Annotated in this window: 14 protein-coding genes; 2 read left to right on the top strand and 12 right to left on the bottom strand. The window is 39.0% G+C overall.

The genetic code is table 11. The features are described 5' to 3' along the window. Nucleotides 1-514: 514 nt before the first annotated feature. Together pgmB and N782_RS19435 are read right to left on the bottom strand one after the other, a co-directional pair. Nucleotides 515-1,174, bottom strand: coding sequence for a beta-phosphoglucomutase (pgmB, locus tag N782_RS19430; protein ID WP_036824345.1), 660 nt, complete (start codon nt 1,172-1,174; stop codon nt 515-517). A 68-nt stretch (nt 1,175-1,242) separates the two neighbouring features. Further along, complete coding sequence (locus tag N782_RS19435) at nt 1,243-1,464, bottom strand: hypothetical protein (protein ID WP_036824346.1); 222 nt, start codon at nt 1,462-1,464, stop codon at nt 1,243-1,245. A gap of 151 nt (nt 1,465-1,615) precedes the next feature. Here N782_RS19435 and pdaB point away from each other — a divergent pair, with 151 nt between their 5' ends. Next, nucleotides 1,616-2,377: a polysaccharide deacetylase family sporulation protein PdaB gene (gene pdaB / locus N782_RS19440; RefSeq protein ID WP_036824351.1), complete on the top strand. Its 762-nt coding sequence runs from the start codon at nt 1,616-1,618 to the stop codon at nt 2,375-2,377. Nucleotides 2,378-2,387: 10 nt separating this feature from the next. On the opposite strand, the gene N782_RS19445 is transcribed toward pdaB, so the two are convergent. Then, on the bottom strand, nt 2,388-3,068 hold the full coding sequence (locus tag N782_RS19445) for a KinB-signaling pathway activation protein (RefSeq protein WP_036824353.1): 681 nt from the start codon (nt 3,066-3,068) through the stop codon (nt 2,388-2,390). Nucleotides 3,069-3,272: 204 nt separating this feature from the next. Between N782_RS19445 and gerD the strand changes: the two genes are divergently transcribed. Beyond that, nucleotides 3,273-3,941, top strand: coding sequence for a spore germination lipoprotein GerD (gene gerD, locus N782_RS19450; protein WP_036824355.1), 669 nt, complete (start codon nt 3,273-3,275; stop codon nt 3,939-3,941). Nucleotides 3,942-4,026: 85 nt separating this feature from the next. Here the strand turns inward: gerD and N782_RS19455 are convergent, their stop codons facing one another. The 9 genes from N782_RS19455 to N782_RS19495 all read right to left on the bottom strand — a co-directional run bounded on the left by N782_RS19455 (nt 4,027) and on the right by N782_RS19495 (nt 11,248). Next, the gene (locus N782_RS19455) at nt 4,027-5,079 is read right to left on the bottom strand and encodes an Mrp/NBP35 family ATP-binding protein (RefSeq protein ID WP_036824372.1); all 1,053 of its coding nucleotides are present in this window, start codon (nt 5,077-5,079) and stop codon (nt 4,027-4,029) included. 194 nt (nt 5,080-5,273) lie between these two features. After that, the gene (gene cwlD / locus N782_RS19460) at nt 5,274-5,990 is read right to left on the bottom strand and encodes an N-acetylmuramoyl-L-alanine amidase CwlD (RefSeq protein ID WP_036824357.1); all 717 of its coding nucleotides are present in this window, start codon (nt 5,988-5,990) and stop codon (nt 5,274-5,276) included. Nucleotides 5,991-6,054: 64 nt separating this feature from the next. After that, complete coding sequence (locus tag N782_RS19465; protein ID WP_052111458.1) at nt 6,055-6,498, bottom strand: DUF2521 family protein; 444 nt, start codon at nt 6,496-6,498, stop codon at nt 6,055-6,057. 501 nt (nt 6,499-6,999) lie between these two features. Beyond that, a complete protein-coding gene (gene rpsI, locus N782_RS19470) occupies nt 7,000-7,392 on the bottom strand; it encodes a 30S ribosomal protein S9 (RefSeq protein WP_036824361.1) in 393 nt (130 codons plus the stop codon). 19 nt (nt 7,393-7,411) lie between these two features. Continuing rightward, nucleotides 7,412-7,849, bottom strand: a complete 438-nt coding sequence (rplM, locus tag N782_RS19475) for a 50S ribosomal protein L13 (RefSeq protein ID WP_036824363.1) — start codon at nt 7,847-7,849, stop codon at nt 7,412-7,414. 163 nt (nt 7,850-8,012) lie between these two features. Next, nucleotides 8,013-8,759 carry a tRNA pseudouridine(38-40) synthase TruA gene (gene truA, locus N782_RS19480; protein WP_338048275.1) on the bottom strand — a complete coding sequence of 249 codons (747 nt, stop codon included), beginning with the start codon at nt 8,757-8,759 and terminating at the stop codon, nt 8,013-8,015. A gap of 10 nt (nt 8,760-8,769) precedes the next feature. Continuing rightward, a complete protein-coding gene (locus N782_RS19485) occupies nt 8,770-9,567 on the bottom strand; it encodes an energy-coupling factor transporter transmembrane component T family protein (RefSeq protein ID WP_036824365.1) in 798 nt (265 codons plus the stop codon). After that, nucleotides 9,564-10,433 (bottom strand): energy-coupling factor ABC transporter ATP-binding protein, encoded by an 870-nt coding sequence (locus tag N782_RS19490; RefSeq protein ID WP_036824367.1) that lies wholly within the window; start codon nt 10,431-10,433, stop codon nt 9,564-9,566. The genes N782_RS19485 and N782_RS19490 overlap by 4 nt, the downstream gene beginning before the upstream one ends. Next, on the bottom strand, nt 10,409-11,248 hold the full coding sequence (locus N782_RS19495; protein ID WP_036824369.1) for an energy-coupling factor ABC transporter ATP-binding protein: 840 nt from the start codon (nt 11,246-11,248) through the stop codon (nt 10,409-10,411). The genes N782_RS19490 and N782_RS19495 overlap by 25 nt, the downstream gene beginning before the upstream one ends. Nucleotides 11,249-11,533: the final 285 nt, after the last annotated feature.

Here is an 11,533-nt window from a genome sequence, read left to right on the forward strand (position 1 = left end):
ATTAACAGGTTGTTTACAAGTTGTTTTGTTCAGTTTTCAAAGATCAAATATCGCCTAAAGCGACTTTTACATTATATCAAGAACCCACAATTAAGTCAATGATTTTATTTAAATTAATTTTTCTTCAGAATGTTGTTCTTTGATGCTTTTAACGCATTCCTTAATGCGACGCTATCTAATTTATCATGGTTGTTCTCATGAAGTCAATAAGTTTTATTAAAAAACTTAAGATACCGTTGTTTTTAAGGTGTTGCGAGTTGTTGTCTCATTGACAACAGATAATAATATAGCACATGAGATTATGCTTGGCAATACGTTGTTTGAAATAAATTAAGAAAAACATGAATTTATTTATATAGAAATTTCAGGGTAACCTGTCTAACTCCACAAACAATGCGAAGGCGCTAGAACCCAACCATTTACCATCCATAACTCTCTTAACTATTAAAAAATCTCCTACTTCATGTATAGGAGATTCATCTTGTTATTGAAGTTGTTTTTTGAAACATACAATTTACATCTCTAACCGTCTTTTCAACTCTTCCAGCGACAATTGTGATGGCTGTTGTACAACCCAGTCCGCTTGTGATAGAGCTTCTTCCGCTCCGATTCCTACAGCATACATTCCTGCTGCCTTAATAGCTTGCACACCAGCTTGAGCATCTTCAACACCAACACAATAAGCTGGGTCTACACTTAATTGGTCTGCCCCTTTTATGAAGATTTCTGGATCAGGTTTGCCATTTGTAACTTGAGCAGCATCTACTACTGTATCTAGGTATTGTTCTACTTCTAGTCGTTTTATAACAGGTTTCGCGTTCTTACTAGCTGAAGCAAGGGCTGTTTGAATACCCGCTTCCTTAATTTCTTTCATAAAGTCTAAGATACCTGGTAACAAATCATCTGGGGTAATATCTTGTATGAATGTTTTATAATGTTCATTCTTTTTGGTTGCGTAAAATTCTTTCTCTTCCTCTGTGAGGTGTTTTCCACCGTGTTCGAGTATTTTATCAAGTGATTCCTTACGTCCTACTCCTTTTAACTGTTCATTAAACGAGCGGTCCATAGGAATGCCTAAATCATCTGCTAATTGCTTCCATGCTAGATAGTGATATTCGGCAGTATCCGTTATAACTCCATCTAAGTCAAAAATAACTGCTTGAATTTGTCCCATACTCCCCCACCTTACTGTAAAAGTGTTACATCTTTCCCTACACTATATCACATAAGAAAGGGGATGTCTTACCTTTGCATGTACTTGTTTGGCAGATACTTCAGGCACTCTTTCTCTGGTGCGAATCGTTTAAATAACTTGAATAAGATACGATACCTTTCTTCCATTGCTCTTTTCACGATATGTTCTATACGTTGATCTCCTAAATCGTGAAGGAGTTCTTCCATTTCTCTTCTTAATAAATACTCTATTTCTTTTCGTTCTATATCATTTACCATAAAACCTAACATAAACAATCACCTCTGTCTGAATGGCATCTTTCCATTCATTGTGTCCATTTATTTGCATTTTATTAAAATCATTCCATAAGGCTTGTTCATATCTCGTTTTTCTCTTCATAAACTAACTATATACAGGCTTAGGGAAGGGATGTGAAAAGCAGTGCAACATTTTCATGTATGGAAGTGGTCAAGCTTAAAAAGATGGGGACTAGTAGTGATTGCTGCTTTATTTTGTGCCATTTTTCTTGTAGTGGAACGAGACAGTGCATTTTCAGTATTTTCTACAGATAAAGGACCTAGAGCATTAATTAGTAGTGGAGAAAATGGAAAAGATGTTTCCTTAACCTTTAATATTAGCTGGGGGCAAGAAAAGGTATATCCAATATTAGATACGTTAAAAAAACATGATGTAAAAGCGACGTTCTTTGTAAATGGAGAATGGGCTGAGCGTCATCCTGAAATTTTGAAGGCCATTAATGAAAATGGACATGAGTTAGGTATGATGGGGTATCGTTATAAAAGCTACCTCAAACAAGATATTACACAAGTTAAAAAAGACCTTTTATACGCAAAAACCGTTTTTGGAAAACTAGGGTATGATGAGCTTTCATTACTTCGTACACCTAGCGGACATATAAACAATGAAGTAATCACGCTAGCTAGTAAATTAGGGTATCAAGTGGTGCAATGGAGTGTAAATCCTAATGACCATGAGAATCCTGGTACTCAGGTTATCGTGGACCATGTCATGAAAGAAACAAGTGGTGGAGATATTATTGTAATGCATGCTTCAGATTCTGTTAAACAAACAAACGAAGCTCTAGCAACCATCCTGCCTGGTATTAAACAGAAAGGGTTTCACTTTGTAACAATTTCTGAACTTATTTCTAAAGCTGAAACAGATTCCTCCCCTATAGAATAAGGGCAAACGCTTATTTACGTTTGCCCTTTTTCTTTTTAGGTTTTTTTGATTTATTAGATGAAGAAGGTTGTTGCTTGGATTCTGTTGTGCTTTCTTGGTCATTCCCTAATGTCGTTAACCGATGCAACAACAAAATTTGATACGTATTGCACAATAATAGTGGAAAAATCATTAGCAATACATAATCCTGATCACCCGCTTGTAAAGCCGGAACCCATTCAACTGACGTTACAACAACCATAAAGAATAACGCAGGAATAAATGCATTCTTATTAGTCTCTCTAGCTTTTATCGTCGCTACAATCCACCCATATATGAAGATGAGGACTGGCGCAATAAAATATGGCCAAATACTTGGGTCACCTTCCACGTCACGATAACGAAAATAAACTAAATCAAACAACGCAAATGCAATAAGGCCAATTTGAATTGGAACCCAGAACCTTCTAAACATCCCTAAACCAAATTGGTGAACCGTTAAATATGCAAAAAAGCCCATTTGACTAATAATACTAAATATGAAGCCAAATCCTAAAAACGTTAAAACGACTCCTAACAATCCAAAAGCATTAAAAGGCTGTAATGCTTCCATGTATGCGTCACTTTTAACAAAAAAGCTTATGATTAACGTGGATAGTCCACCCCATAATAGTGTCCTGAGAAATAATTTTACCCATTTTCTACTTGTCACAATCGTTCCTCCTATAATCAACACGATCTCTCTTATGTTAAACTTGTTTTCCACTGCTAAAAACATTGCAGTCCTATCTTTCGTTAAACCATCATTAGGTATTTTATCACGAAGAGAGCCTTTTTTCCTTAGTTTCCTGTGTATAAATTTTTTCATATATCTAATATTAAGCATAGGGACGAAAGATGTGAAAGGAGTGCTCTTATGCTTAGGATAAAGAACCTCATTGTTATAGTGGCATCTCTATCTTTCTTAACTGCTTGTACTGGTAATTCGTCCTCAGGGGGAGAACAACCCCAGTATGAAACCACCAAAAAGATGGTGGTGGATATTCTCAAAACGGACGACGGGAAAAAGGCAATAACGGAAGTCTTGAATGACGATAAAATGAAACAACAAGTTGTATTAGAATCTGACGTTGTCAAAAAATCCATTGAAGAAACCATTACTTCCGACAAAGGTAAGAAATTTTGGACCAAGCTGTTTGAGAACCCTCAATTTTCTAAAACCTTTGCCCAGTCCATGACTGAGGAACAAAAAAAGTTAACGAAGGATCTAATGAGCGATTCTGAATATCAAAAAAGTATGCTTGAGATTTTACAAAACCCTGAAATTACAAACCAAATGCTTACCGTTATGAAAAGTCAGCAATTTCGTGCACACCTTGAAAAAACCATTGAAGAAACCATGAACACTCCAATGTTCAAAGCTAAAATGAGTGAAATTGTACTCAAAGCTGCCGAAGAAATGAAATCAAGCTCCGGTGGTGAAAAGAGCGAAGGAGAAGGCGAAGGTCAAGGTGGCGATCAGCAAAGTAAAAGCGGCGAAGGCAGTAGCGGTGCTGGCGGATCACAAGGTGGCGGCGGTTCGTAATAAAACGGATAAGCTATACTTTCTTTACTAATAAAAGTACAAACAAAATCCTGCCACCATATGAGTAGCAGGATTTTTTTGTTCCTTATTCCAATTTCCCAACAATTTTATTAGCAATGTTAAGAAATATTTGTCCTGTTGGATGATCTGCTTGATATACGCCCGGTGCGAAAATATCTTCCTCTTCGTAAGGTTGTTGCAATGGTATTTGACCTAACACTTCTGTTCCTAATTGGTCAGCCAGCTTAGGTCCTCCACCTTGGCCAAAAACATATTCCTTTTGCCCTGTTAGCTTACTTTCGAAATAAGCCATATTTTCAACAACTCCGACTAACTCATGTTCTGTCTTAAGAGCCATTTGTCCAGCTCGTGCAGCTACAAAGGCAGCTGTTGGGTGAGGAGTTGTGACAATAACTTCTTTGATAGAAGGCAACATAGAATGAAGGTCAAGTGCAACATCGCCAGTTCCTGGAGGTAAGTCAATTAATAAATAATCTAAATCGCCCCACTCTACTTCTTTGAAGAAGCTTGTTAGCATTTTACCGAGCATAGGACCTCTCCAAATAATCGGCGAGTTATCTTCAACGAAAAAGCCCATTGAAATTAATTTCACTCCAAAACGTTCCACTGGAATGATTGTTTCCCCACGTACGACAGGACGCTCTTCCACTCCCATCATGTCCGGTACACTAAAACCGTAAATATCAGCATCAATGATGCCTACCTTTTTCCCTAATCGTGCTAAAGAGGTAGCCAAGTTTACAGTAACGGTAGACTTACCAACTCCACCTTTACCACTAGCAACACCGATGAACGTTGTGCCAGTATTTCCTTCTAATAAGGAACCACTCTCTTCACCAGTTTGTTGTGCGAATTGTTCAATGATTTCATCAGGGAGTTGATGAAAACGCAAGCCAACTGTAGCCGCTCCAGCACCTTTTAAAACGTTTACAATTTCTTGTTGCAATTGCATTTGTTCCGCCGTGTTCGGCTGAGCAATATTGATTTTAACACTGACGTGATTTTTCTCTTCTTTAATTGTAATTTCTTCAATTCCACCTGTATCTTTAAATGGTGTATGTAAATGTGGATCCTGAATAGGATTTAATAATTCCACAACTTGTTCTTGTGTAAGCAAGAGGGTCACCAACCTTTTTTGAGATTCTATAGGCAAGTATAACATATCTCCCTCTTGCATTTTGAATGAAGGGCTTGATTTGTAAAAATTTTTGAACAAAAGCTAATTGTGCTTTTCCGGCTTCTTGTTCAACTATAGAATTAGAGTAAGTCTTCGATTAAATAGTCGCTAAGCCGTTCATTCCCTTATAATTTTTACTCTTCGGAGGCCTCTTTTTCAGTTGCGTATCTTAGCATTCCCTCATATATAGAAGCAGCCATCTTTTTTTGATATGCTTCGGTTTTTAACAGTTCACGTTCATGTTCATTAGAAAGAAACCCAATTTCGATTAAAGCACCAGGTATATCAGCCTGCTTCACTAAGTACACGTTGCTTATAGCTAATGCAGAACGTTTCGTATTCTCTAAATTTCTCATGATTTCAGCTTGGATGAATTTCGCAAGATTCTCACTCTCAGGGGAAGCTGCATTGTAAAAAGTTTGCGCACCATGCCATTGAGTAGAAGGAATTGCATTGAGGTGTACACTAACAAAAAAATCTGCATCTTTCCCATTTATAATCTCTAAACGTCGTCTGATATCTTGTGACTTTCGTTTGGAATACCCTTTTAAATCTTCGTCTGCTAAGTCTTTATCGTTCTCCCGTGTCATATAGACTAGGGCTCCGCCTTGTTGCAAGTAATCCCTTAATTGTTTAGACACGCTCAACGCAATATCTTTTTCGAGGGTCTCATCTTTACCGACAGCTCCCCCATCCACTCCCCCATGACCTGGATCAATGACTATGACCTTACCTGCTAGAGGAAGAGACCACGTCTTCCATGATTCAAATGTCTCTATAGGATATCGTATTAAAAAAATAAGAACACATAAGCCTAGAAACCAGCATGTTATATTAAATAGCTTCCTCATCCTTGTCTCCTCCTCACCGTAGCTACTTTTCAATATATGGGACAAGAATGAGTTTTATGATAATTTAATCTAGCTTTAATCTCCGGCGACGCTCTCCTTTTTCTAATCCGATATTCCACCATTTTAGGAAAAAGTCAGTGCAAACCTTTTCCCCTCTCACCGTAAACCATCCATTATGTGATGTTGCTTGCTGCCAATAATCGAGATAATCAAAAAAGTCGAGACTAATTGTCTTCAATTCAACTTCGTAACGTTCGGAGATTTCTTCTTCACTGACACCGCAAAGTAGAAATTGACTTGCTTCCGCTCCTAATAAATACGCTTCCATCGCTTGCTCGATCGCTTCTTCTCGAATAGCTGTATCGTACACGTAATAAGAATGAAAGAAAGGTTGAAAACAGTCCCTGACATCCTTTTGTACTTCTTCCATCGTTAACTCACGTAATAAATTACGTTCAAATGTAATCTGTTTTTTTAATCGTAATTGCTCCATTGGTACAACAGACATACCGAATCACCTCCGATTGCTTCTTAGTTTATTCGGTATGTATAGGAACCATTCTTACTAGCAGCAGTTGCCCTTAATTGGAAGAATTGGTGGGAAAAGAGCAGGAATATTGATATGTGAATTAGGACGGAAAATTATAATGGATATAGTGAGATGATTATATAGAAGTAATTCAACAATAGAGTCATACTTGAAGACTTGGATTTGATATAAATTTGGTTTTGGTCAAATAACTGGCATAAATAGAGGGATGTTTCCGTTGATGGGTGAGAGAAAAAAGATAGGCTCTGGAGCGACTTTTTCTGAAATCGGAGCGGGTTTTAAGAAATTGGAGCAACTTTCGAAATATTGGAGCGAGAATTCAGATATATAATCAACTTTTGAAAAATAGGAGCGACCGCCCCAATTCCCCTTCCAGGCCTTGTTTCCGTTCATTTCAATAAATACAAAAAATCCTCTGGCCAAGAGACCAGAGGATTTTTTGATATAGAAAGCGTGAAATTAACGCTTTGAGAATTGTGGTGCACGACGTGCTTTTTTAAGACCGTATTTCTTACGCTCTTTCTTACGAGGGTCACGAGTTAGTAGACCTGCGCGCTTAAGAGACGTACGGTATTCTGGATCTGCTTCAAGAAGAGCACGTGCTACTCCGTGACGGATAGCACCAGCTTGACCAGTGAAGCCTCCACCATCAACGTTTACAAGAACGTCATAATTACCTTCTGTTTCAGTAATTGCTAATGGTTGCTTTGTGATCACACGTAGTGTCTCGTATGGGAAATAATCTTCTGCGTTGCGATCATTAATAACGATACGGCCTGTTCCTGGAACTAAACGTACACGAGCTGTAGACGTTTTACGACGACCAGTACCATAGTATTGTACTTGTGCCACTATTGGTTACCTCCTTTAATTATCCGCGAAGCTCAAGTGCTTCTGGTTTTTGTGCGTGATGCTTGTGTTCAGGGCCTGCATACACATGAAGTTTCTTGCCCATTTTACGTCCTAGGCGTCCACCAGGTAGCATTCCTTTGATAGATGTTTCAAGCATTTCACGAGGGTATTTATTACGCATTTCTAGAGCAGAACGCTCACGTAGTCCACCTGGGTGGTTAGAGTGAGTGTAATACTTTTTGTCTGTAAGCTTATTACCAGTAAGTTCAATTTTGTCTGCGTTAACAATGATTACGTTATCGCCAGTATCAACGTGCGGTGTGTAAGATGGCTTATGCTTTCCGCGAAGAACAGCAGCCACTTCACTAGCCAAACGACCTAGTGTTTGACCTTCCGCATCAACAACATACCATTTACGATCGATGTTGCCTTCATTTGCCATGAAAGTTGTGCGCATGGTCGGTTCCCTCCTGATTTCATTTGTTCATAAACGATTTTTTTATTCTCAACATAATTAGTTTTCCGGGGCTAATCATGGTTTAGAAATAAAATGCCATAGATTATAATATAACACTCTAGTACCAAATGTCAATAGCATGTAACACCAGGAAACGTTGTTTTTAATTATAATCTACTTTCCATAAAAATAAACCTTGTGGTGGTGCCGTTTTACCAGCTCTTCGTCGATCCTTTGCATCTATCATTTCTTCAATGATTTCAGGTGGATTGTTTCCTTGGCCGATATCCAGCAGAGTTCCTACCAGAATTCGCACCATATTATACAAGAAACCATCTCCCCGAAATGTAAAGATGATCTCATTTTCTATCTTTTCACAGGAAGCATACGTAATTGTACGTACTTTATCGCCCTTTAGATGCGTTTTCATAGAGCAAAAGGAAGTAAAATCATGAGTGCCCTCAATATACGTGCACGCTTTTTTAATTGCTTTCATATCCAAATTGTAAGGAACGTGATAGCGAATGTGTCGCTTGAATATATCAGGTTCTTTACCATTGAAAACATAATACCGGTATTCTTTTCCCGTAGTTTGATGCTGAGCATGAAAGTCAGAGGCGACCTTTTCGACATGTGAAATGTAAATATCGGCAGGTAGCAATGTTTGTAATGCTTTTTTCCATTGATGCTCCTCAATTATGATGGAGCTATCAAAATGAACAACCTGTCCCATTGCATGAACTCCAGCATCCGTTCGGCCCGAAGCTATAATCCGTATTGGAGTACCTTTATGCATTTTTGTTAATGCCTTCTCGATTTGCTCCTGTACGGTTCTCCCATTCGTCTGTATTTGATAACCAGAATAGTTCGTACCATCGTATTGGATTGTGCAGCATATACGTTCCATCATTACATCGCCTCTATTGTCTTGTTAGAAATACACCAGTAATTACGAGAATAAAAAAGGCTATCACATAGTAGTCCTTTTTCGTTAATACTAATTCGCGAAGCTTCGTACGTCCTTCTCCACCTTGATACCCTCTAGCCTCCATAGCCATTGCAAGCTCCTCAGCTCGCTTAAACGCACTTACAAATAAAGGGACTAGCAACGGTACAATTGCTTTCATACGCTCCTTTATAGGGCCGCTACGAAAGTCTACTCCTCTGGATGCCTGTGCTTTTGAAATTTTCTCTGTCTCTTGCATTAATGTTGGGATAAATCTTAAGGAAATAGACATCATTAAAGCCAATTCATGGACAGGAAAACGAAGCTTTTTGAGTGGGTCAAGTAAGCTTTCTATTGCATCCGTAATCGAGATAGGGGTCGTGGTTAGCGTTAGCATCGACGTAACCAATATGAGCAAGAAGAATCTCAAGGAAATAGATATACCTTGTATCAACGCGCCAGAATATATTGGATAAGAAAAGATAGTAAACAGTATATTCCCTTCTTTTGTCATGAACACATGGAGAAAGAACGTGAAAATGATAATAAACCATACGGGCTTTAACCCTTTTACTATAAAGCTAAGTGGAATTCGAGTGATAAACACACTCCCCACTGCAAACAAGGTTAACAGCAAGTAGCTCATAAAGGAGTTAGCAAAAAATACTATAATAACAAAGAAAAAAATAATCGATATTTTCGTTCTAGGGTCCAGTTCGTGCACAATCGACTTTCCAGGCACATACTGACCTATAACCATGGAACTGTTCAAGTTGAGGCGCCTCCTTTCAGCTTACTATTTATAAGTGTAGCAAGCTCTTGGAGGGATTGCTTTTCGTAAGGAATACTGATATCTAGCTCCGCTTCAAGCTTCGCAAGTAACTCTATAATTTCTGGCACTTCTAATCCTACTGCGTTTAATGCTTCTTTTTGACGAAACACTTCAAGTGGTTTCCCTTGCATATACATTTCACCATGGTCCATCACAATACAATAGTCAGCATAGGCAAGAGCATCCTCCATACTATGCGTAACCAATACAGTGGTCAGTCCCTTATCCTCATGTAGGTCATGGAACATATCCATGATTTCCCGCTGCCCTTTAGGATCAAGACCTGCTGTTGGCTCATCTAAAACAAGTACATTAGGCTCCATCGCCAATACACCTGCAATAGCAACTCTTCGCATTTGTCCTCCACTCAAGTCAAATGGAGAACGCTCTAGCATATCTGAGGACAATCCTACTGCCTGTAAGGATGAATGTATCCTTCTTTGGATTTCTTCTTCTGACACCCCAAAATTGGAAGGGCCAAAAGCGATATCTTTTTGAATGGTTTCTTCAAATAATTGATGTTCAGGATACTGGAATACAACACCTACTTGTTCTCGAAGTGCTTTGAGATTTGTTTTCTTCCTATCCGCCTTCAGCGAAAAATCTCCTACACGCACCTCACCATGAGTAGGAATCAACAGCCCATTCAAATGTTGAATCATAGTTGACTTCCCTGAACCTGTGTGACCTATAACGGCAACAAACGAGCCTGAGGGTATAGTGAATGACAAATTGTCAATTGCACGGTGCTCGAATGGTGAATTCGGCTGATAGATATATTTTACGTCATCGAATGATATTTCCATAATTCATCTACCAATTCATTATGATTCATAGGTTCCTTGGAAAAATCCAACCCTAGCGCTCCCAGCTCATGGGCAAGCTGAGTTACAAGTGGAGTACCTAGGCCTATCTCTTGTAATTCTTTTTGCTTCGAAAACACGTCTCGTGGAGTACCCTCATACCACACTTCTCCATCGTTCATAACAATCACCCGATCCGCATAGGTAACTTCATTTAAATCATGCGTAATAGTTACAATGGATACGTCTCGTTCGTTTCGAAGATGGCGGACTGTTTCCATAATCTCTCGTCTCCCCTTGGGGTCTAGCATCGCTGTTGCCTCATCTAAAATCACTAAGTCAGGTGCGACAGCTAGAACACTTGCAATCGCTACGCGTTGTTTTTGGCCTCCTGATAATCGGTGTGGCTCATGATTTTCATAACCATTCATTCCAACCGTCCTCAAACTAGCTTCGATTCTCTTAACCATCTCTGGACGCGGAACACCGTGATTTTCAAGACCAAATGCAACATCATCGATAACCGTAGTACCAACGAATTGGTTATCAGGATTTTGAAACACCATGCCTACCCTTTTGCGTATCTCCCAAATCGTCTGCTCATCAAGAGTCATATCTGCAACCGAGATGGTACCCTCTTGAGGAAATAGGAGGCCATTCATAAGTTTAGCAATGGTCGATTTTCCTGACCCATTGTGACCGATAATTGCGACCCATTCATTGGGGTGAATTGATATATTTAGTTTATTTAAGATCCAAGGTTGATCTTCCTGATATTGAAAAGAAACATCCTCAAACGACAAAAAATTCTCCTCCATTTCACCCCTCCTCACCTCTGCTCGATTACCCTATAATTCCATAAGCTTTCACCTACATACTAGGTTTCCCTTTATGAAAAAATGGTCTAAACGTATAAGAAAAGCGCAAGCGCCCTGCTAGCGACGTACAAACTGCGGCCCACAGGATGTGGGTTGGTTCGATGTTGCTGCACGATGCAGCGAACTTAATCGAACTTCTTCTTAATCCTTTTGAGATAAAGGAAACACGAAGAGCGCAAGCGATTCGATGTTGACTTATCGTAAGGAGGTGCAGGAAGTTTGCTA

Source organism: Pontibacillus yanchengensis Y32 (assembly GCF_000770635.1).
Lineage (GTDB): Bacteria > Bacillota > Bacilli > Bacillales > BH030062 > Pontibacillus > Pontibacillus yanchengensis.

Bases quoted from the DNA above. Each gene is read 5' to 3' on its own strand.
- pgmB (WP_036824345.1), bottom strand. From the start codon at position 1,174: ATGGGACAAATTCAAGCAGTTATTTTTGACTTAGATGGAGTTATAACG.
- N782_RS19435 (WP_036824346.1), bottom strand. From the start codon at position 1,464: ATGTTAGGTTTTATGGTAAATGATATAGAACGAAAAGAAATAGAGTAT.
- gerD (WP_036824355.1), top strand. From the start codon at position 3,273: ATGCTTAGGATAAAGAACCTCATTGTTATAGTGGCATCTCTATCTTTC.
- cwlD (WP_036824357.1), bottom strand. From the start codon at position 5,990: ATGAGGAAGCTATTTAATATAACATGCTGGTTTCTAGGCTTATGTGTT.
- N782_RS19465 (WP_052111458.1), bottom strand. From the start codon at position 6,498: ATGTCTGTTGTACCAATGGAGCAATTACGATTAAAAAAACAGATTACA.
- rplM (WP_036824363.1), bottom strand. From the start codon at position 7,849: ATGCGCACAACTTTCATGGCAAATGAAGGCAACATCGATCGTAAATGG.
- truA (WP_338048275.1), bottom strand. From the start codon at position 8,759: ATGATGGAACGTATATGCTGCACAATCCAATACGATGGTACGAACTAT.
- N782_RS19490 (WP_036824367.1), bottom strand. From the start codon at position 10,433: ATGGAAATATCATTCGATGACGTAAAATATATCTATCAGCCGAATTCA.
- N782_RS19495 (WP_036824369.1), bottom strand. From the start codon at position 11,248: ATGGAGGAGAATTTTTTGTCGTTTGAGGATGTTTCTTTTCAATATCAG.